The sequence below is a fragment of the Neobacillus sp. FW104-15D2 genome, assembly GCF_058790155.1.
The window spans coordinates 70,013-89,365 of the sequence record NZ_JBYTCJ010000012.1 but is presented as its reverse complement, the minus strand read 5'-3'; the positions used below and the strand labels follow the sequence as shown (position 1 = coordinate 89,365).

Annotated in this window: 22 protein-coding genes and 1 pseudogene; 15 read left to right on the top strand and 8 right to left on the bottom strand. The window is 38.1% G+C overall.

Translation table 11 applies throughout. The features are described from left to right. Positions 1 to 33 precede the first annotated feature (33 nt). The 4 genes and pseudogenes from AC3WR0_RS11705 to AC3WR0_RS11690 all read left to right on the top strand — a co-directional run bounded on the left by AC3WR0_RS11705 (position 34) and on the right by AC3WR0_RS11690 (position 3,227). Positions 34 to 1,023 carry a molybdopterin-dependent oxidoreductase gene (locus AC3WR0_RS11705; protein WP_492552485.1) on the top strand — a complete coding sequence of 330 codons (990 nt, stop codon included), beginning with the start codon at positions 34 to 36 and terminating at the stop codon, positions 1,021 to 1,023. Positions 1,024 to 1,031: 8 nt separating this feature from the next. Beyond that, positions 1,032 to 2,074, top strand: a pseudogene (locus AC3WR0_RS11700) (molybdopterin oxidoreductase family protein). Continuing rightward, positions 2,074 to 2,463: a hypothetical protein gene (locus AC3WR0_RS11695; RefSeq protein WP_492552484.1), complete on the top strand. Its 390-nt coding sequence runs from the start codon at positions 2,074 to 2,076 to the stop codon at positions 2,461 to 2,463. The pseudogene AC3WR0_RS11700 and the gene AC3WR0_RS11695 overlap by 1 nt, the downstream one beginning before the upstream one ends. 197 nt (positions 2,464 to 2,660) lie before the next feature. Then, entirely contained in the window at positions 2,661 to 3,227 is a 567-nt protein-coding gene (locus AC3WR0_RS11690; RefSeq protein WP_492552483.1) for a DUF421 domain-containing protein, read from the top strand. Between the two features lie 53 nt (positions 3,228 to 3,280). Here AC3WR0_RS11690 and AC3WR0_RS11685 read toward each other — a convergent pair whose 3' ends face one another. Continuing rightward, entirely contained in the window at positions 3,281 to 3,985 is a 705-nt protein-coding gene (locus tag AC3WR0_RS11685; protein WP_492552482.1) for a class I SAM-dependent methyltransferase, read from the bottom strand. A 172-nt stretch (positions 3,986 to 4,157) separates the two neighbouring features. Here AC3WR0_RS11685 and AC3WR0_RS11680 point away from each other — a divergent pair, with 172 nt between their 5' ends. Next, positions 4,158 to 5,387, top strand: coding sequence for an ATP-binding protein (locus tag AC3WR0_RS11680; protein ID WP_492552481.1), 1,230 nt, complete (start codon positions 4,158 to 4,160; stop codon positions 5,385 to 5,387). A 109-nt stretch (positions 5,388 to 5,496) separates the two neighbouring features. Here AC3WR0_RS11680 and AC3WR0_RS11675 read toward each other — a convergent pair whose 3' ends face one another. Genes AC3WR0_RS11675 through AC3WR0_RS11665 form a run of 3 tightly spaced genes read right to left on the bottom strand, consistent with a single transcriptional unit; the run spans position 5,497 to position 6,240 of the window. Then, positions 5,497 to 5,733, bottom strand: a complete 237-nt coding sequence (locus tag AC3WR0_RS11675; protein WP_492552480.1) for a hypothetical protein — start codon at positions 5,731 to 5,733, stop codon at positions 5,497 to 5,499. Positions 5,734 to 5,745: 12 nt separating this feature from the next. Continuing rightward, positions 5,746 to 5,982, bottom strand: a complete 237-nt coding sequence (locus AC3WR0_RS11670) for a hypothetical protein (protein ID WP_051270671.1) — start codon at positions 5,980 to 5,982, stop codon at positions 5,746 to 5,748. Between the two features lie 27 nt (positions 5,983 to 6,009). Next, positions 6,010 to 6,240 carry a hypothetical protein gene (locus AC3WR0_RS11665; RefSeq protein WP_492552479.1) on the bottom strand — a complete coding sequence of 77 codons (231 nt, stop codon included), beginning with the start codon at positions 6,238 to 6,240 and terminating at the stop codon, positions 6,010 to 6,012. Positions 6,241 to 6,328: 88 nt separating this feature from the next. Between AC3WR0_RS11665 and AC3WR0_RS11660 the strand changes: the two genes are divergently transcribed. Then, a complete protein-coding gene (locus AC3WR0_RS11660) occupies positions 6,329 to 7,084 on the top strand; it encodes an AAA family ATPase (RefSeq protein ID WP_492552478.1) in 756 nt (251 codons plus the stop codon). Positions 7,085 to 7,307: 223 nt separating this feature from the next. Beyond that, complete coding sequence (locus AC3WR0_RS11655) at positions 7,308 to 7,796, top strand: DinB family protein (RefSeq protein ID WP_492552477.1); 489 nt, start codon at positions 7,308 to 7,310, stop codon at positions 7,794 to 7,796. 947 nt (positions 7,797 to 8,743) lie between these two features. Here AC3WR0_RS11655 and AC3WR0_RS11650 read toward each other — a convergent pair. Further along, positions 8,744 to 9,565, bottom strand: coding sequence for a GDSL-type esterase/lipase family protein (locus AC3WR0_RS11650; RefSeq protein WP_492552476.1), 822 nt, complete (start codon positions 9,563 to 9,565; stop codon positions 8,744 to 8,746). Positions 9,566 to 9,718: 153 nt separating this feature from the next. Between AC3WR0_RS11650 and AC3WR0_RS11645 the strand changes: the two genes are divergently transcribed. Next, positions 9,719 to 10,597, top strand: coding sequence for an SMP-30/gluconolactonase/LRE family protein (locus AC3WR0_RS11645; protein WP_492552475.1), 879 nt, complete (start codon positions 9,719 to 9,721; stop codon positions 10,595 to 10,597). Positions 10,598 to 11,155: 558 nt separating this feature from the next. Continuing rightward, complete coding sequence (locus tag AC3WR0_RS11640; RefSeq protein ID WP_492552474.1) at positions 11,156 to 11,776, top strand: histidine phosphatase family protein; 621 nt, start codon at positions 11,156 to 11,158, stop codon at positions 11,774 to 11,776. 220 nt (positions 11,777 to 11,996) lie between these two features. On the opposite strand, the gene AC3WR0_RS11635 is transcribed toward AC3WR0_RS11640, so the two are convergent. Then, a complete protein-coding gene (locus AC3WR0_RS11635) occupies positions 11,997 to 13,388 on the bottom strand; it encodes a cadherin-like beta sandwich domain-containing protein (RefSeq protein WP_492552473.1) in 1,392 nt (463 codons plus the stop codon). Between the two features lie 158 nt (positions 13,389 to 13,546). Between AC3WR0_RS11635 and AC3WR0_RS11630 the strand changes: the two genes are divergently transcribed. After that, complete coding sequence (locus tag AC3WR0_RS11630) at positions 13,547 to 13,918, top strand: VOC family protein (RefSeq protein ID WP_492552472.1); 372 nt, start codon at positions 13,547 to 13,549, stop codon at positions 13,916 to 13,918. Positions 13,919 to 13,939: 21 nt separating this feature from the next. Here AC3WR0_RS11630 and AC3WR0_RS11625 read toward each other — a convergent pair whose 3' ends face one another. Next, positions 13,940 to 14,140: a ChaB family protein gene (locus tag AC3WR0_RS11625; protein WP_027321359.1), complete on the bottom strand. Its 201-nt coding sequence runs from the start codon at positions 14,138 to 14,140 to the stop codon at positions 13,940 to 13,942. 647 nt (positions 14,141 to 14,787) lie between these two features. On the opposite strand from AC3WR0_RS11625, the gene AC3WR0_RS11620 reads away from it, so the two are divergent. Further along, positions 14,788 to 16,038, top strand: coding sequence for an Nramp family divalent metal transporter (locus AC3WR0_RS11620; protein WP_492552471.1), 1,251 nt, complete (start codon positions 14,788 to 14,790; stop codon positions 16,036 to 16,038). A 79-nt stretch (positions 16,039 to 16,117) separates the two neighbouring features. Here AC3WR0_RS11620 and AC3WR0_RS11615 read toward each other — a convergent pair whose 3' ends face one another. Next, positions 16,118 to 16,354: a hypothetical protein gene (locus tag AC3WR0_RS11615; RefSeq protein WP_492552470.1), complete on the bottom strand. Its 237-nt coding sequence runs from the start codon at positions 16,352 to 16,354 to the stop codon at positions 16,118 to 16,120. Between the two features lie 249 nt (positions 16,355 to 16,603). Here AC3WR0_RS11615 and AC3WR0_RS11610 point away from each other — a divergent pair, with 249 nt between their 5' ends. The 4 genes from AC3WR0_RS11610 to AC3WR0_RS11595 all read left to right on the top strand — a co-directional run bounded on the left by AC3WR0_RS11610 (position 16,604) and on the right by AC3WR0_RS11595 (position 19,207). Then, positions 16,604 to 17,101, top strand: coding sequence for a GNAT family N-acetyltransferase (locus tag AC3WR0_RS11610; protein WP_492552469.1), 498 nt, complete (start codon positions 16,604 to 16,606; stop codon positions 17,099 to 17,101). A gap of 334 nt (positions 17,102 to 17,435) precedes the next feature. After that, entirely contained in the window at positions 17,436 to 18,005 is a 570-nt protein-coding gene (locus tag AC3WR0_RS11605; protein ID WP_492552468.1) for a GNAT family N-acetyltransferase, read from the top strand. Positions 18,006 to 18,170: 165 nt separating this feature from the next. Then, positions 18,171 to 18,662: a DUF421 domain-containing protein gene (locus AC3WR0_RS11600; RefSeq protein ID WP_492552467.1), complete on the top strand. Its 492-nt coding sequence runs from the start codon at positions 18,171 to 18,173 to the stop codon at positions 18,660 to 18,662. 152 nt (positions 18,663 to 18,814) lie between these two features. After that, a complete protein-coding gene (locus AC3WR0_RS11595) occupies positions 18,815 to 19,207 on the top strand; it encodes a DoxX family protein (RefSeq protein WP_492552466.1) in 393 nt (130 codons plus the stop codon). The last annotated feature ends 146 nt before the right edge of the window (positions 19,208 to 19,353 follow it).

The window sequence follows — 19,353 nt, the reverse complement described above, 5'->3', positions numbered from 1 at the left end:
AAAGGAGAAAACCAATGGTGGGCGAATAATAGTGTGGATCGGCTGTCATCGCCTTTGATTCGCCATAATGGGAAGCTTCTTTCTGCCTCCTGGGAGGATGCTTATTCTCTTTTAACAGAGAAAACCAGAGAAATATACAAAAGGAAAGGGCCGGGTGGCCTTGCAATGTACCATACAGGCCAGGCTTATTTAGAAGAATATTATACGATTTCCAAAATTACCAGGGCTGGCCTGCGATTGCATCACGTGGATGCTAATACCAGATTATGTACAGCAACAGCCGAATGGTCTTTAATTGAAACTTTTGGTTCCGATGGGCCTCCCTCTTGCCAGGAAGATTTAGATATAACCGAAGTAGCGGTGTTTATCGGGAGAAATTCCAATGAAACCAATACAGTCTTTTGGGAACGGGCTTTGGAGGCGCGCAGAAGAAACGGCACAAAAATCATTGAAATTGACGCTCGAAACGATGTAAGTGACAAGATGGCGGATCTTTCTCTTCAGCCAAGAAGCGGTACAAATATAGCAATATTAAATAGGATTATTCATTTGCTAATAAAAAATAACTGGGTTGACCGTCAATATATCGAAAATCATACAGTTGGTTTTAGTGAGCTAGAAAGAATAGCAGCTAAATATACCCCGGAACTTGTTGAACAAATAACCAATGTACCAAAAAACAAGCTTTTAAAAGCAGCGGAATGGATTGGAAGTTCAAAATCGACTCTTACCATGCTTCTTCAGGGCGTCTATCAGAGTATGGACGCAACAGCCGCTGCCACACTTGTAAATTCTATGCAGTTAATAATGGGGAAAATCGGGAAACCTGGTTCAGGGCCGTTTCAGTACGCTGGGCAGCCAAGCGCTATGTGTAATCGTGAGGTTGGCGGGGCAGGATTTTACCCGGGATATAGAAATAACAGCAACCCTGATCATATTCAGGAAATCGCAAAATTATGGAATGTTGATCCTAATATTCTTCCAGTTGGTCCACAAACGTATATAACGGAGATAAGTATATAACGGAGATAATGCAGTTAATTGACCAGGGGCAAGTAGAACTTTTTTGGGTGATGTTCACCAATCCTGCAGTTTCATTGCCAAACCGAAATGCCATGATTGAACGGATGAAAAGGACTTTTCTTGTCGTCCAGGATCCTTTTTTAAGTGAAACATCGGAACTGGCAGACCTTGTATTACCAACTGCCATGTGGGGTGAAATGGAAGGAACCATGACTAATCTCGAAAGGCGGGTAAATGTTTTAAGAAAGGCTGTCAACCCTCCCTTTGGACTGCCATCGGATTTTGAAATCCTTTTGGAGTTTGCAAGAAGAATGGGATTTAAGGATAGGGACGGACAACCCCTTATAAAATACAAAACTCCTAAGGAAGCCTTTAATGAATGGAGGATTGTTTCAAAAGGAAGGCCATGCGATATGTCCGGAATGACCTACGACAAAATGGAAAAGCTCGGAGGAATCCAGTGGCCATGTAATGAGCAGTATCCAAACGGTAAAGAACGTTTATATACGGATGGTGTTTTTCATACCGTATCTAGTGAAGCAGAAAGCTACGGCAGGGACCTTCTTACCGGACGGGCAAGAACAAAAGAAGAGTTTGAAGCTTTTCAGGCAAATGGCCGTGCTAGCCTATATGGTTTTGAATGGGCACCGCCGCTGGAAATGCCAAGTGAGGAATATCCTTTTGAATTAAATACCGGACGCCTGGTTTATCAGTGGCATAAAAGAACGAAAACAGGAAGGGCCCCGATGCTTCATCTTGCTTCTCTGGAAGCATACATTGAAGTGAATCCAAGAGATGCAGAAAGGCTTGAACTGGAGATGGGAGATATGGTAAGAGTACAACCAAACGAGGCTCTATTCAAATTCCAGCAAGGATAACTGACGCTGTGAGAGAAGGAGCAATTTTTGTACCTTTTCATTATGGAACCTTAACTGAAACACAAGCTGCGAATGTCCTTACACTTGAAACTTGGGATCAAGTATCAAAACAGCCTCATTTTAAAAACGGGGCCTGCAAAATCGAAAAAATAATGTCAGGCAAAGAATGGTGATGGCTTTGTATACAGAGGAAATAAACGAAACCTGCAGCCAAATTTTAATGAAGGTGAGAGAAAAAGGGACAGAGGTGGTAAATCCTTTACTTGGACGAATCAGTATTATAGTCACAGAGATTCAAACCCATGGTCAAGCACTAAACTCTCACCAGCTTTCTTTATTACAGCAAAAATATCATTGGAGTGTATTATATCGGGCTGGAGATGTACTAGACGAAATGAATACGATGCTTCATAATACAACCCCAGTATTTATTCGCACTGAGGTAGATTATATTAAACAGGTATTAGTATTTTTCACAGATCAGGTTGTTAGTAATTTTGGTAAAAGAGAATCTCTTTATATCATCACCCCTAAATTTCAGGAGCTGGAAAAGTTATGGTAAGTGAAAAGTCAGTGTGCAAAAGGACCTGGCTTTTTCCTTCTGAATTTTAATAGATTTCAGAAAAAATAGAGATGAAATTAGTGAATAGAAACGCGACACATTGATTATAAAACCCTTTCCTTTAATGGTTACAGGTTTAGCTGCACCTTTTTTGGAGAGACTTTAAAAGAGTCTTTCATAAAGAGGGAGTGTTGTTTTTGCTTAAGATTTTTTTTGAATCAATCATACTTGCACTTGTTGGTACGGTGATTTTAAGGCTGGGCGGGAGAAAGTCAATATCCCAAATGACTATACCTCAATTTGCGATCCTTCTTAGTATCGGGACCATTCTCGGTTCTAATGTTTCTGGTAAAGGATTAACGGAGTCCATTTTAGCAGCAGCAACCTTCGTGGGATTTTTAACTCTCTCTGAATGGGTTACACTAAAATCAAATTCCGCAGAAAAATTAATGAAGGGCTTCTCTATTCCTGTTATTTCAAATGGAGAGCTTCTAGTCAATAATTTAAGTAAGCTTCGTATGTCAGTCGATGATCTAGAAAAAAGATTAAGAATAGCAGGAATATCAAAAATTGAAGATATTAAAACGGGGACAATTGAAGCAAACGGGCAGTTCGGATATGAATTAATGCCATATGCAAGACCAGTTACCATTGGAGACTTAGAAAAACTACTAAATGGCAATTATAAAAGCAAGGAGCAAGATACTATTTTCAACGAAGTGATGGAAGGGACAGATCATAATGTACCTAAACCGCTTCATTAATAAACAGTAAAAATGAACCTCATCCCAATTATGAGGTTCATTTTTTAAGTCCATTATTTAGTACATTTAATAATACGGTGACTTAGAATTCCCTGATATTTAATGATAATATTTGCATGCTGGTTCATAATTTCAAACAATTCGATTCCTGCATTTTGTGAGAAGTTAAATTCAGTCATTGGGTTTTTTTGAAATACTGACTGATCCTCCTGGTAAATTTTAGTTTCCTTGAATCCTGCTTCTTTTAAATGTGAGCTCCACTCCTGTTCAGTTAAAAGGGAGTCGATTCCATAGAATTGTTTAATTTCCTCTTCTTCCTGAGGTTTTAGTTTTTGATTGATTGTCATTTCATTGGCAATTAAACGCCCACCGGTTTTCAAAATACGGTTAAACTCTTTTAGAGCCTTTGGTTTATTAACAAATGCCAGGACCGATTCAGAAAGAACAAAATCAAAGGTACTGTCAGTTAACGGGATCTCTTCCACCGATGCCTGAATAATGGAGACAGGCAGTTGATTGGACTTCATTCTTTCACGTGCCTTTTCCACCATATCCTGATTAATTTCCAGTCCCGTCACATTTGCTCCATAATTCTTTGATAAAAAAGCGGCAGTTTGCCCAGTACCACAGCCAGCATCTAATAGACATGATTGACTGCCAATCTGTTCGTCATTCATAATCGCTTTCGTTAAAGGAATTCCGCCTGGATGCGCTCCACCTATTCCAAATTTGGATACAAAATCTAAATAAGTGCTCATTTTTACCACCTTAATCGTATTTTTTCCATCATATGAGTAAATAAGAAAAGAGGTTCGAAGCAGTATAAAAAAGAGCCTAAAAAATTTGCAATCTATTTAATTATTAATATCTTCAATTCCTTTATGGTAAGATATATAAATAAAAAAACGACATGACAAGAGGGCAAGATTAATGAAAATTTGGGGACAAGTTAGTTTGGTTGTGGTATCAATCCTTTTTACAGCTTACCAAAAGATTGTATCTGGCCATCCTTTTTTTACGTTAGATTTTTTCATTTTTACGATCATTGCCTGGGTAGTTGGATGGCAGTATGACTCAGTTCGTAATTATGCCAAAAGTGCCCGTGCAAGCGAAGATAGTTATAAACAGCTGCTTGATTCCTTGCCAGAAGCTATTATTATCCACGCAGATTCTAAAACTGTTTATGCTAATCATGCTGCCGTCCATTTATTTGGAGCAAAAAGTAAACAACAAGTCCTGGGCCTAAATGCAAAAGATTTCATTTCTCCTGAATATCAGGGCAGATATCTAGAAAGGATGAAGCAGGCGAAAAAGGAAAAACAGCCTTTGATGAATATTGAATATAAATTGAAGCGGCTGGATGGTTCAGCTTTTTTCTTTGAATCTTCCGCTTTACATATTCATTTTGGAGGCAAAGAGGCAGTTCTAACCATGGGAAAAGATATTACGGAAAGGAAGGAAAAGACGGAGCGGTATATACAAAAGTCCGAGAAGCTGGCTCTTATTGGCCAGATGGCTGCGGGACTAGCTCATGAAATCCGTAATCCGCTTACCTCAATAAAAGGTTTTATTCAGCTTTTTAAATCAGACAGCGATCAGCAGGAATACTACGATATTGTATTGGGCGAGCTAGAAAGGATCAATAATATTGTTGGAGAGTTTTTAGTTTTGGCAAAACCATCAGCAGCTGTTTTTTCTGAAAAGGATATAAATGTATTAATTCTCGATATTATTACCTTAATCAATTCCGAGTCTTCTCTTAATAATGTTCAAATATTTGTTGATTACGAGCCAGATTTACCAATGGTAAGCTGCGAAGAAAATCAATTAAAACAAGTGTTTATCAATCTTCTTAAAAACGCGATTGAAGCCATGCCTGAAGGCGGTAATATTTTTGTGAAGATACAGGAGAATGAGGATGGTAAGATTTCTGTGAAAATTATAGATAACGGAATTGGTATTCCTGAGGAAAGAATTTCTACACTGGGAGAGCCTTTTTATACTACCAAAGAAAAAGGAACTGGACTTGGCCTAATGACCTGTTACAAGATAATCGAAAGCCATCAGGGAGAAATACTGATAAACAGTAAAGTAAACGAGGGAACTTCGATTGAGGTTCTTTTACCTACTATTACTCAGCCTTTATTGAAAATTAACTAAAACTGGGTAATGGGCTTACGTGCGGATTCTGGGTACCATTCACCTAAACTTGCGGATCCCCTGCATTTTGGGATGGGAAAAAGGGCTCTCTTTTTGAGAACCCTTTATTTTATAGTACACTATTTTTAATTGTATTAGAGTCACTTCCATCTGGATCAATAATTGAGGAAATGGGAATATACACAGGAGACAAATCTCCGTTAATTTCAGCAACATTTTGATTTCGTTTATAAGAAACAACCTGGTCAATCATAAGGTAAGCTCCGGCATTTACAACCGAAGAGTTATCCATAGAGTTCACCTTAAAGGCTAACAAATTAAGGACCAGTGGTGAAAATTGAACCATATAAATTCCTCCTTAAATAATGCTGTTCTTTATGGTTGGCGTATCAATTAGGTCAGAGTCCAATACGGAGGTAATTGGAAATAGGATGGGGGATATGTCACCATTTTGTTCACCGAGGCCCTGGTTCCGCTTATAGGATACAACAATGTCAATATGTTTGCTGTTACCCATGTTAACAACAGAGGCATTATCTATTGAATTTAGTTTGAAAACACCAAGATTAATATACACCGGCGCAAAGTTTGCCATCATACTCGCTCCTATTGTCTGCCTTTTCTATTCCACTATTTTAATGGTAATCATATCTGCCTCTTGGTTATCATTTGTCTGGCCAAATGGAGCAAACTGGACAGTCAAGTCAGCATTTTGCTGACCAAATCCTTGATTTTTCTTTGCCACCACATTCCTGCCGACCTTAAAATTATTACCGAATGAAATAGAGCTGGATTGGTCTGTATTATTAATCTTTAACCCTCCGAGGTTTATCTTTGTAGGAATAAAATACATACATCATTTTCCTTTCAGTTATTTTTTAGATTTTATGCTAAGACTTTGTTGATTATTAGAAGTAATTCAAAAATTCGAGAGGTGAGATATGAAATTAACGGAATTTGATCAATATATTAAAAGCGTAACCTTAAAAGGGGAACAGATCCCTTCCTTTTCTGATTTTCCCTTTAATTTGCCTGTAATAAGAAGTTTTAAAGAATTAAAGTTTCACCCAAATGTTACATATATAGTTGGGGAAAATGGAATGGGCAAATCCACATTTCTCGAAGCGATTTCCATTTCCCTGGGGTTTAATCCGGAAGGAGGCACCCTTAATTTTAATTTTTCCAGTTTCGATTCACACTCAGAACTTGACGAATATATAAGGGTTGCCAGAGGAGCAAATAAAGCAAGGGATTCCTTCTTTTTCAGGGCTGAGACCTTTTACAACCTTGCTTCCAATATTGAAGAGCTTGACAGTGAACCGGGACTCGGGAGAAAAATAATCGATTCTTTTGGAGGTAAATCTCTCCACAAACAATCCCATGGCGAAGCGTTTTTTGCAGCCTTTATGGATCGTTTTCAAGGGAACGGATTATATATACTTGATGAACCAGAAGCCGCTCTCTCTCCATTAAGGCAAATGTCAATGCTGGCTCGAATCCATGAGCTTGTACTTGCAGGCTCGCAATTTATCATTTCTACTCACTCGCCAATTTTAATGGCGTATCCCGAATCCAAATTGATCCAGCTGACGGAATCAGGGATGAAAGAAACAAAACTTGAGGAAACGGACCATTACTTATTGATGAAACAATTTTTTGAGAATAAAGACAGAGTTCTCCACCATCTGTTTCAATGATTGAGGGTAAGCTGCAGCTGTTTATTGCTATCTATTCCAGTTATGGTTTGTGTAGGGAACGATCTTGCCAAAATGGATATTTAGTAAATTACAGTTTTCCTTATTGTCTGCGAATTCGGCTATCTGGTTAAAAACGAACTTCACTTTGCACAGCAGTTGTTGTTCATAATGTCATATAACCTGCTGCTATACATAAGAATGTAAATAACTGGGGGAGATGAAGATGAAAAAGCAATTAGTGGAAACAAGAAAAAGATTGTTAGAGGAGATTTCCGGTTTATCATTCAAGGAATTTAATCGAACTCCTCGACCTGATACATGGAGTATCGGGCAGGCTGCCCAACATTTAGTACTGACAGAAATGGTCACTTCACGTTCTATTGCACATGCATTAAAAAAAGAAGATAACAGTCTGGCGGCGGCGAAAAAAATTGATTTAATTTTAGATAGAAGCATAAAGGTTGATGCGCCTAAAGTTGTCCAGCCTGATTCCCGCCAATTTGAAGTTAGTAGTGTTGTTTCGATGTTAGAAGAATCACGCGATAGCTTATTGGATATCTTAGATAAAATAGACCCGGAGATACTAACTTTTAAATCTGTGAAACACCCAGTTTTTGGAGAGCTGCCCTTGCATCAGTGGGTGGAACTAATCTATCTGCATGAACAGCGCCATATTGAGCAGATAAAGGAAATTAAAGCTTTATTAATCTGAAATAGTTGATTAATTCTTAAGATCTAATGCTGGTATTTCGTCCATGAGTTTACTCAAGGGCGTTTATTTATGGGCACAGACTGATATGGTACCGGAAACCGAATTTTTTCGTATAAATTTTGCTGCGGCTGCTACCGATTTTTGTCCTAAAGACACTTTACTGGTTTACGGGGTTACCGATTCTTGACAAAGATGATTATGATTAAAGGTATATAAAAATGAGCAAATGAGTGACCATACCAGTTACCAGCTGCAGATAAATCAAAGCAAATAAGACCTCAAACAGGCGGCTATTTGATTGATTAACATAAAAGTACTTTTTTTTGAAAACACTAAGGAGACGGCTGAATACAGGAGTACATTATGGATCAGAGAGCCACACATTTTATCATACTATTTGCCTCTATAATAATTAATGGGATTGGTTGTTTAATTTTAATAAAAAAAACTTCTATAAATATGGAATAATACTGCTTGCCAGTCTTTTATTATCCTCTATCTTATGTTTAGCTTTTTATTGGCTAGGCTTCTATCGATTTGCACTGCCTGTTCTCGTGGTACTTCCGGGTGTTGCCATAAGTTTTACCTGTCTCGCTCTTTTTTCGATAAAGTACAGACCTGCTAAAAAAACATTTCCATTCTTCTTTATGGTTACAACCTGGATTTTTACTATAGAAGTACTTTTAAAAAATGTCTGGGGATTTATTGTGTTTCGTAATGGGTGGGATTATTGGACTTCATATTCTTTGTATTGGGTATATATAAGGATCTTTGACCAGTTTGGAGAGTTAATACTTCCAGATAAAATCCGCTCTCCCATTAAATCAGATACCAAAAGATATTGGTTTTTATTTTTCATAACCATTATTTATGCAATAATCGAGGTACTTGTTTTACGTTATAAGCTATACCAAAGAATATAAAAAAGCCGGGCTTCTGCCTGGCTTTTATACTGCTTGCTTTCTATATTGATGCTTTAGCTGTAAGATCATTTGTTCAGAAATAGCTGTATATCCGGCAGAATTAGGATGCACTCCATCAGGTGAGAGATTATCAAGTCTCTTGCCGTTGATCACCTTAGTTGTCTCAACTACAACAGAAGATGGGTATTGGTTGGCTACTTCATATATTTTTAAATTCCATTTTGGCAGCAATTTATCTGCTAAAGGATAAATCTGTGTGGATGGAGGCAGTGGGTTATACAATTCAAGAAAGATGATCGTTGTATTTGGGTTAAGAGTATGAATTCTTCTTGAAATGTCTTGCAGGTTATTAGAAAAAGCAGTTTGTACTTGATCAATAGACTGAAGAACATTGTGGAAATTATTTTGTCTCCTCGCTAGATGTAATATATCATTTCCGCCCACATTTATAGTTACAATATTGGCTTTTTTGATTTCCTCATCAAAAGTTCCTTTTTGAACGAGGGAATTTAGTTCACTGCTAGTAATTCCGCTGATTCCCTCATTTTTAAACTCAATTTGCTTATGAATTTGCTCCCCAAGCTTATTCGAGAATTGGTACACAAGGTTCGAATCCTGTTGGGCACCCACCCCTCGAATAATCGAATCACCAATTGCAAGGTGATAGATCTGAGTTTTCTTCGATTCCTGAAAATATTTTATATAAGAAACTTTTACTGGGTCTTTACTAACCTGTACTGCCTGATGCTTCATTCTGTTTATTTGATATTGTGGATAATAAATCCACGCCGAAATCCCGAGACCACTGATAATTAGACAGATAGCAAGATATTTAAGTATTCTCATATTTTTCACTCCTGAATCTATTATATCAAGGAAAATAAAAGAAATAATTAGGGACTGATTTCCATTTATCATCCGTTTTTATAAAAAACATATTCTATCACAATTTGGGTAAATAGATAGCAAGAAGAAGTATTTAGAAAGAGGGTTTTGACATTGGAAGAGAAAGTGGAATTAGTTTTTGATGCGCAGGCAGAGCTTGGTGAAGGACCATCATGGGACGGTAAAAATCAACTTTTATATTGGGTTGATATATTATCCAAAAAAGTTTGTATATTTAACCCAAAGACAGAAGAAAACCGAGAGATACATTTAGAACAAATGGCCAGTGCTGTTGTGCCAAGAGAATCTGGTGGCTTGGTGCTAAGCATGGAAAACGGTTTTTATTTTTTAGATACAAATACAGAGGAATTAACCCCAATAACTGACCCGGAAAGCCATCTGCCATTAAATCGTTTTAATGATGGAAAGTGTGATCCGAAGGGCCGGTTTTGGGCTGGCAGCATGCATCTGGAGGAACTGGAAGGGGAGGGTTCCCTTTATGTTCTGGATACAGATTTACAGACAATAAAAAAGATAGATGGAACTACGATTTCAAACGGGTTAGCCTGGTCACCAGACAACCAGTATTTCTATTTCACAGATACACCAACAATGAAAATTGTTCGTTATGAATATAACCTGCACACGGGGGAAATAAAAAATCCGGAGCCTGTCATTCATTTTCCTGAAAGTGAAGGCTACCCGGACGGAATGACCATAGATGGAGAGGGAATGCTGTGGATCGCCCACTGGAGCGGAAACAGAGTTTCAAGATGGAATCCAGAAACAGGGGAACAGATTTTATCAATTAATATTCCTGCACTAAATGTTACTTCCTGTACCTTTGGAGGGGAGGATTTATCTGAACTATACATTACTACTGCCAGGAAAGGTATGACTGAGGAAGAGTTAGAGAAATTCCCACTTTCAGGTGGAGTTTTCCGGGTAAAAGTAGGAATTCATGGCGCACCTACGTACACATTTAAAGGTTAGAAAGGAGCATTCTTTGCTCCTTTTTTACTGGATAGGAAAGTATAAAGTTTTACCTTTTAAATTGTCTAGCTCCAGCGCCCAGCGAGTTTTCATCTCTGTAAAGCTTCTTTGAGTATCTTGCATCAAGTATTACCTTTAGGTGATACTTGGTGCAGTTAGTGTCCATCCCGCTTCTCCCTACGATAAGTCAACAGCGAAATGCTTGCATTTCGTGTTGTCCAGCTTCAGTGTCTAGGGGCTCGAGGTCATAAGCCAATCCGTCTGAAGGTTAAAGAACAACCTTCTCGCCGGCTCGTTTTTATGCTTGTCGCCCCTAGTCAAGACACTTCAGCATTTCATTATCCTTTATCTCAGTCGGAGTGGAGGCGCGCAGGACGCGGGTCAGAAAGGCGTTGCCACAGGACAAGGAAAGCTTCGTCAGCTTTATCATCGCACGAAGGAAAAGCGCAGCTTTTTCGAGGACGTGGCGAACTTAGCCTTTCTTCAAATGGCCATACGTCGCTGAACGGGCGCTTGCGCTTTTCTTAGCTAATAGATTAAAGAATAGGAGATCATACCATGCTGACTTTATACCTAACAAGGCACGGTGAAACGGTGTGGAACACTCAGAAAAGAATGCAGGGATGGAAGGATTCACCTCTTACGGAAACAGGAAGACAAAATGCTTTTAGTCTCGGTGAAAGACTGACACACATCCCTTTCAAGGCATTGTATTCCAGTCCAAGCGGGAGGACCAAAGAGACTGCAAGCCTTATTAACGGAGAAAGAGAAATTCCAATTTTCTATGATGTAAATTTACGTGAAGTTAATCTCGGAGAATGGGAAGGGAAAACCCAAACATTAATTAAGGACGTGGATGCAGAATTGTATGGCCATTTTTGGAACCAACCACATCTTTATACTCCTGCGTCAGGTGAAACGTTTGAAAAGGTTAAAGAGAGACTGCTAATCTTTTTGGAACAAATCAAGAGAGAGCACCTTTCTGGTAATATCCTTATCGTAACTCACTCTGTAGCCATTAAATGTTTATATTTAATTTTTAAAAACACACCGGTTGAATCACTCTGGGATCCGCCATTTATACATGATACAAGTTTATCCATTGTGGAGGTAAGCAATGATGGTTTTTTAATCCTGCTTGAAGGTGACACTTCCCATCGAAACCTAATGACGAAATAATCAGATGAAAAAGCCACAAATTGGAAACCTGTGGCTTTTAAAAAATGGCGGGATAATTTTTTTTTGAACTTCCAGCAGTCTTTAAAGAAAAATCGAATATTGCAGAGCCTTTTGGTGTCAGCAGAGCCGTAATTAACGCTAATAGGATTGAATTTATGGTTATAAATTCTGACTCAAAAGAAACTGGTACAGTTCATGCAAGCCCCCGAAAAATAAAAAATCAAAAAAGATTTTTAAAAAAATCTATTATTCTTCCCCAAAAGGAAAGAGGTTGTTTATTATCACGCCCTGTTACATTACTGGCGGATAAAACCTTCGAAGTTGCAGCTTCTGTGCTTGAAACTGCAGCTCCAGTTTGATTAGCAATATCAGTAGTAGTGTTAGTAACAGTTGTAGTTTCCGCTGCAGGTCTATCAAAAACAAGTGTGTAGGTTTTTCGGTCTTCTCCTCTTGTGACCACAACACTTATGACAGTCTTAGCACCTGTTAGCATAATGGTTTTATCTGTTTTTCCTTCAATTAAAAAAGAAGCACTGCTATATTTAGCTGCAGGATCAAGAGTAATCGAAGAGACATCTTCTGGAACTGAAATATGGTAAGTATATTCATCACTTGAAAAAGGGGTATTCCATATACCATTAGAAACATTTAGTGACGATAGAGTAGCTGTACTTACTTTTTCAACTGCTGCCCCTGTTTGTTGAGTAGAGCCCTGTATGCTTGAACCCTGACTATTCGGATAGGAACCCTGAAGACCGGAACCACCAGCACTCCGGGAAGTACCTGGTAAGCCGGAACCACTGTTCCCTTTTTTACCAGTTCCAGTATTATTTGTTCCTTTGGCTGGAGGACTTTGAGCCTGCTTGCCTGGCAAGTTTGGAGAGTCACCATCTGGCTTTGCTGCCCTGGTTACATGAAGAGTATATGATTTTTCATCACCATTTTCCGCCATAACTAAAAGAGTGATATCTGTTTTTCCTACTGGCAGCTTTATGGTCACGCCAGCTTCCTTGATTAATGTGTTGTTTACTTTGATTGAAGAAGTACTTTCAGCAGTTTCAGCTGATAAATTCAATTCTTCGTTTTCATTGGTAACCTTAACACTGTAATCTGTGACTCCTGGATCGAATTTCGGAGAAAGTTCCCCCCTTGATAGAGTAATATATTTGAGTCTAGTGTCCCTGTTTTGCTTCCTTGTCACGGTTAAGGAATATGTAATTAGCGGATGAGTGCCATCATTGACTGTTATTAAAAATTTGTTTTCTCCAGTCATTAGCGAATATGTATCCGAATTAACATTTTTCAAAGGGTGATCGTTAACAGAGATAACCGCAGCACTATTCTGACTTTCCAAATTAAGAGTCATATCTTTAACGTCATTACCTACGCTAGCTGAATATTGAAATACATCAGATGAAAAATTTTGTTCGATTTTTGTTCCTTCTATTTCTAACTTGGATAGGAGATTATTTACTTGCTCCTCATCTTGATTATTGACGATAGCACTCTCGGTTAGATCCGTTGCAGCAAAGGCGGATGGAATAGCAGCGGAGAGACCCAGTCCAAGCGCAGATACTGCTGCTAGTTTCTTAAAACTTTTACCATTAGGCATTCATAGTCCTCCTTAAAAAGAATTCTTGCAATTTAATTAGGAAGACTATAGCATGGAATACTTAATTTTTTCTTAACTTTTTCAAAAGGAAGCCGATTTTCATTTACCAAACAATCTCCTTTAAATAACGATATACTTATAAAAAAAGGAGGTACAAAATGATTCCTATTAAAAATCAAATGAATGGTGTATTTGTACATGTGACGAACATAAAAGAAGCAGTGAAATGGTATACCGACTTACTGGGATTGGAGATTGATTTAGAGGAAGTGCATTCACCGGTATACAATATCCCAGTATCCGGCACCACTTCCTTAACTCTCGATGATCACAGCTTTGATCCACAATTCAAACAAAGTATTAGCAATAGTCCTATTTTTAATTTCTTTGCTCCTGATATTGAACAGGCATATCAATATATTAAAGAAAGAAGTATTGAGATTGTCAGAGAGATAGAATGGGTGGGGGACACTGCCTGGTTTAATGTAAAGGATCCAGATGGGAATGTTGTTATGATCTGTAATTGTTAAAATAAAAAAAGGGCGGAGCTGTTATTCCGCCTCTGCCCATTCGCCATCTTCACCTTTTTTATATTTCTTTTTAACCGCGCTCCATGCCACTTTAAAGGCAGTTTCTTCATCATGATATTCTTCGGTCGCTGCGTTAAAAGCTTCCTTGAAAATTTCCTGCGCATGGTCTGGCAAATGTTCTCTGACAGATTCAGGCAAATTCTCTGTGGATTTGTAAGGCATAAACACTCCTCCTAAATAAATACTGTTTTCATACTTATTTCCTCTATCGTGTAGTCGTAAACTTTTTGATTTATTCGCAAAAAGAGGTCAAGAATTATAATAGCTGATTTAACAGAGGAGTAATCTTCTTTATTTTCTGGGCTGTTTTTTCATGGGAATAAAAAACATGAAGGCAGGAGTAACTCTGGAATGGGTAATAAACAAGACTGGTTTACAATGCCTACGAGAGATTCGAAATGGAAACTTGGATGACTCAAGATAAATGAATACTAAGAATTTTAGGGATCTATTAAAAAAGCACTTGAGGATTAACAATAATAAATCTATTAAGGAATCAATGGATTCATAGATTTGAACTCTGGAAACCAGCTTGGAAAATTCAATCGCAAATGACAAAAGAGGAGTGTGAGCCTCCTCTTTTTCCTTTGTCATCCAACGATTTTAAATAGTCCTCCATTCTCCTTGTCCAAAACGGTATTACAAGATTACGAAAGGAAAAATCAAACTCCAGCTGTTGCTGACCATATAAGATATTAAAATAAAAGAGAGTAGGAATATTAAAGGATTATTGGGTTGTTTCTCCTAACTGTTTTAGGGTAAAGAAAGATTAAGCTATTGAGAATCCAAAAACAGGGCGGGGGAGTTTAGTGGAAGAAAAAGCAATTCACATCGAAGAAATAAATGAGGAAAAATCAGGGTGGAAGAAAATCCTCCCTTTTCTGGGGCCAGCCTTTATTGCTTCGGTTGCGTATATCGATCCTGGTAACTTTGCAACGAATATTACTGCTGGTTCTAAGTATGGCTATATGCTGCTGTGGGTCATTTTACTTTCAAACCTAATGGCTTTACTAATACAATCGATGTCAGCAAAATTAGGCATTGCTACCGGGAAAAATCTACCGGAAATCGCCAGAGAGCACTTTGCGAAACCAGTTAACTATTTTTTGTGGATACAGGGTGAGATTGTCATAGTTGCGACAGACCTAGCAGAATTTATAGGGGCTGCATTGGGACTTAATCTTATTTTCGGGATACCTCTTTTCGGGGCTGCCATGGTTACAGCAATTGTTTCATTTGGGATACTGGAGCTGCAACGAAGGGGATTTCGGTGGCTTGAAATTGCTATTGCATCGCTTGTAAGTCTTGTTGTCTTAGCGTTTGCCGTCCAAATTTTCTTTACTCAGCCTGATCCAAATCAGGTAGTAAAAGGATTATTTAAGCCGAGCCTCGACGGATTAGATAGCATTTTGCTTGCAGCAGGTATTATTGGCGCAACAGTTATGCCTCACGCCATTTTTCTTCATTCCTCCCTAACACAATCACGGATTGTGGGAGATACCCAAAAAGAATTAAAACAAATTTTTAAATATGAGTTTCTTGATATATTAATAGCCATGCTGATTGCTGGCATTATCAATATGTGTATGCTGGTTGTTGCTGCGGCACTGTTTCACAGCAAAGGGCTACATGTGGATGATTTGCAAGTCGCCTATCATCAATTTTATAAACTAATCGGTCCAAATTCAGCCATTTTCTTTGGGGCTGGACTTTTGATTGCGGGTTTGTCCAGTTCTTCGGTAGGTACCTTGTCTGGTGATGTAGTTATGAAGGGTTTTGTTCAAAAAAGTATTCCTATATATCTGCGCCGGGTAATCACCATGATTCCGCCGTTATGTATTATAGGCTTTGGTGTAAATGCATCAGACGCCCTTGTTATGAGTCAGGTAGTTTTATCCTTCGGAATTGCCTTTGCAATTGTACCTTTAATTATTTTCACCAGCAAAAAAGAATTAATGGGCGAACTAGTCAATCAAACTATAACAAAAATCCTAGCCTGGATGATTGCCATTCTGGTTGTAGGATTAAATCTTCTTCTGTTGTACAGATTAATATTTTAGTGAAATGTACCGTCAACGCAATGCGATCCAATTTTATTCAACCCTAATTTAACAAAATAACAAAAAAAATACCCTCTACTTATATTAGAGGATACTCATTTCTCATGGCACTATCTATTGCCTTCATCGTGGATATAATATCTGGATATGTTTGGGTGACATTTATCTTAAAAAAAGTAACCTCAAAACTATTGGTTTCTGGGATATAACGGACGGAAAGAATTTGAGTTTGGTCCTGTGAATAGGTCTGAACTATTTGGGATTGATGATAAAACTTCATCGTTTCTAACATGCTTCTCGTGTGGTCGGTCGACATAATTCATTACTCTCCTTCCCATTATAGGGGGAGTCGACTCAGAAAAGTCTATAACGACCCTATATAACATTTCTTTTTGTCAATCAATTAAGGATAACATATTTTTCAAGAATAAGATACTTTAATTTTTCCTGTTTTTTACAGATACTTAATTAGCTGGCGGATAAAACTTATCTAAAAAGAAGGAGAATTTACTTGCCGCACGTAATTCTTAAGTAAATATTTAGATGTTAGGGAAGAGGGGCTTATATGGAGGCAATCATCCGGAATGGCACAGTAAAAGATGCAGAACAACTTATTTCGCACACCAAAAAGGTTTTGGGAGAAAATCCTCAATTTTTTGCCACTAGTCTAGAGGAGATAACAACAACCGTCGAACTGGAAAGAGAGTGGATAATGAAGCAGGAAAAAGATGGCTTGCTGATTGTGGCGGAAACAGACGGCGTGATTTTTGGCATGCTCAATTTTAGTCCTTCTCCCCGAAAAAAGTTCAGCCATCAGGGAATGTTTGGAATGAGTATACAAGAGGCCTATACGAATAAGGGAATTGGAAGGAAGCTAATCACGACATTATTGGAATGGGCTAAAAAGCAAGAAAAATACGAGAAGATCTCCCTTGAGGTATTTTCCAACAACCCTCGTGCCATACACTTATATAAGAAAATGGGGTTTGTAGAGGAGGGACGCCATGCCAAGCTGGGTGAAAACCAATATGCAGATGATATTTTTATGACAAAGTTCTTATAAGAGATTTTGGTCCTGGTTTCCACCGGGGCCACTTTTTATTAATCGGTTTAAGCAATCAATATCGACATTTCCCATTTATATAAAGCTATTAAATTTAATGTTGATTGTATCACTATCGTTAATAAGCTAAATTACGCGACACTCTTCCGGAAAAACGGGCTGGCAGGGCCCAAGCCGATGAGGCTACAAAACTTCCCACCGAAAGCGGCCCCCGGGATCGGAAATCAATAGGGAAGTGTTGCAAAGCCTTATAAAGAATAATCAAGTTATAGGGCTCAAAAAATAAGGAAATGTATTGATATTTGCTGAAAAACAGAAACTAAGGGGTTATAACATGAAATATAAAGATAATGAACTGACCATCAGGCCAATCATAGAGGAAGATCTGCGAGCTATCTGGGAGCTTGCTTTTAAAGAATCATCTCCAGAATGGAAAAAATGGGACGCTCCTTACTATGAACACAAGGCCTTAACATATGAGCAATTTATTCATGAGAAGAATTATTGGATAAACCAGGATCACCGCTGGGTAATTGTCGTTGAAGGGAATATTATCGGAACGGTTAATTATTACTGGGAACATAAGCCTTCAAAATGGCTTGAAATGGGGATTGTCATTTATAAATCTGAATTCTGGAATGGCGGATATGGAACCAGAGCATTTAAAATGTGGATAGCTCATTTATTCGGCACTATGCCTTTGGTTAGGGTTGGATTTACAACATGGTCAGGAAATAAGAGAATGATGAACCTTGGGGAAAAAATGGGGATGACTCTGGAGGCAAGGATTCGAAAGGTTCGTTTCTATAATGGAAATTACTATGACTCCATCAGAATGGGATTGTTAAGGGAAGAATGGGAACAAAACTTAAATAGCAGTAACCGAAAAAGAGAAACTGTTTAATAGACTGCTAAAGATATATTTGAAAATAAAGGAAAAACTGTAGGCTTTTATCCTTTTCTCCATTAATAATAACCTGGCAGCTTTGTTTATCGTCAAAATCTCCGGGGTAAAAATTATTTAAGGAGAATTTTCAGGTATTTAAATACTTGAAAGCAGGTGAGAGAAATGGAACTAGTGGTTGTCCTTTCGAAAGTCATAATAGGTTTTATAGCACTTCTTTTTTGTTTAAAAATTGCAGGGACAAAGAGCCTAGGAAATCTTACTACAATAGATTTTATATGGACCATTATGCTTTCAGAGATGGTTGGAAACGGTCTCTATGATAGCAAGGTAAAATGGTACTATATCCTTGCAACACTTCTTTTATGGGTTGCTCTGAAAATTATCCTTGATAAACTCATGTATCGTTCAGATAGGACAGAAATATTTTTAACCGGTAATAAGGTAATGTTAATAGATAATGGAATTATTGATCATCATGCAATGCAAAAGACCGAAGTGGACCTTCAGCAGTTAAAGGAATCTCTTAGAAAGCAAAGTATATTTTCCATAAACGAAGTGGATAAAGTTTACCTTGAAAGAGACGGTTCCATTTCCGTAAAAAAATTCCCGGAATATCAGCCGGTTACCCGTAAGGATTTAAATATAAAAGCATAACATATGCGAATTTATCGGTCTGCCTGAGGGCGGCCTTTTTCTATATCTGCTTTCAAACAGGTTATTATTCTGAAGTTACCCCAGAAAATGTATTAATATCTTTTTTTAGGGAATTACAAAAATAGTTCAACATTATTTTGGAGGCTGATGGAATGGAAGATTTAGGTTTACTTCTTATACGACTGATGGTTGGATTTGTATTTGTCTATTATGGCTCACAGAAACTATTTGGCTGGTTTGGAGGACACGGAATTCAGGGCACAGGAGGCTGGTTTGAATCCATAGGGATAAAGCCTGGAAAAGCAATTGCTGCCTTCAGCGGTATAGCAGAGTTATTGTCAGGAATTTTATTCGTCTTAGGAATATATCTGCCGCTTGGAGCATTGCTTATTGTCATTGTCATGATTGGTTCTATTGTTAAGGTGCACGGCCCGAAAGGATTTTCCGTTACAGCGGGAGGATTTGAATACAATCTCTTTTTAATCGTTGTTGCGGTAGCCATGGCCTTAATTGGCCCCGGGCATTATTCATTAGGTGGATGGTAAAGAAAACCCGGTGAATGCAGAGCTTTTAGGTTAGAAAAGAACCATAGTTGCGCTTATCACGCTCAACGGTACATCCTCATTAGAGCTATGATTTTTCTTTTAGAGAGGCAAAGCTGACCAAACTCTCCTTGTCCTGTTCGTCATTT

Excerpts from the sequence above, each read along its gene's own strand:
- AC3WR0_RS11640 (WP_492552474.1), top strand. The coding sequence starts at position 11,156 with ATGCTGACTTTATACCTAACAAGGCACGGTGAAACGGTGTGGAACACT.
- AC3WR0_RS11655 (WP_492552477.1), top strand. The coding sequence starts at position 7,308 with ATGAAAAAGCAATTAGTGGAAACAAGAAAAAGATTGTTAGAGGAGATT.
- AC3WR0_RS11600 (WP_492552467.1), top strand. The coding sequence starts at position 18,171 with ATGGAACTAGTGGTTGTCCTTTCGAAAGTCATAATAGGTTTTATAGCA.
- AC3WR0_RS11680 (WP_492552481.1), top strand. The coding sequence starts at position 4,158 with ATGAAAATTTGGGGACAAGTTAGTTTGGTTGTGGTATCAATCCTTTTT.
- AC3WR0_RS11670 (WP_051270671.1), bottom strand. The coding sequence starts at position 5,982 with ATGGCAAACTTTGCGCCGGTGTATATTAATCTTGGTGTTTTCAAACTA.
- AC3WR0_RS11595 (WP_492552466.1), top strand. The coding sequence starts at position 18,815 with ATGGAAGATTTAGGTTTACTTCTTATACGACTGATGGTTGGATTTGTA.
- AC3WR0_RS11665 (WP_492552479.1), bottom strand. The coding sequence starts at position 6,240 with ATGTATTTTATTCCTACAAAGATAAACCTCGGAGGGTTAAAGATTAAT.
- AC3WR0_RS11635 (WP_492552473.1), bottom strand. The coding sequence starts at position 13,388 with ATGCCTAATGGTAAAAGTTTTAAGAAACTAGCAGCAGTATCTGCGCTT.
- AC3WR0_RS11650 (WP_492552476.1), bottom strand. The coding sequence starts at position 9,565 with ATGAGAATACTTAAATATCTTGCTATCTGTCTAATTATCAGTGGTCTC.
- AC3WR0_RS11610 (WP_492552469.1), top strand. The coding sequence starts at position 16,604 with ATGGAGGCAATCATCCGGAATGGCACAGTAAAAGATGCAGAACAACTT.
- AC3WR0_RS11695 (WP_492552484.1), top strand. The coding sequence starts at position 2,074 with ATGGCTTTGTATACAGAGGAAATAAACGAAACCTGCAGCCAAATTTTA.
- AC3WR0_RS11660 (WP_492552478.1), top strand. The coding sequence starts at position 6,329 with ATGAAATTAACGGAATTTGATCAATATATTAAAAGCGTAACCTTAAAA.
- AC3WR0_RS11625 (WP_027321359.1), bottom strand. The coding sequence starts at position 14,140 with ATGCCTTACAAATCCACAGAGAATTTGCCTGAATCTGTCAGAGAACAT.
- AC3WR0_RS11605 (WP_492552468.1), top strand. The coding sequence starts at position 17,436 with ATGAAATATAAAGATAATGAACTGACCATCAGGCCAATCATAGAGGAA.
- AC3WR0_RS11630 (WP_492552472.1), top strand. The coding sequence starts at position 13,547 with ATGATTCCTATTAAAAATCAAATGAATGGTGTATTTGTACATGTGACG.
- AC3WR0_RS11675 (WP_492552480.1), bottom strand. The coding sequence starts at position 5,733 with ATGGTTCAATTTTCACCACTGGTCCTTAATTTGTTAGCCTTTAAGGTG.
- AC3WR0_RS11615 (WP_492552470.1), bottom strand. The coding sequence starts at position 16,354 with ATGTCGACCGACCACACGAGAAGCATGTTAGAAACGATGAAGTTTTAT.
- AC3WR0_RS11685 (WP_492552482.1), bottom strand. The coding sequence starts at position 3,985 with ATGAGCACTTATTTAGATTTTGTATCCAAATTTGGAATAGGTGGAGCG.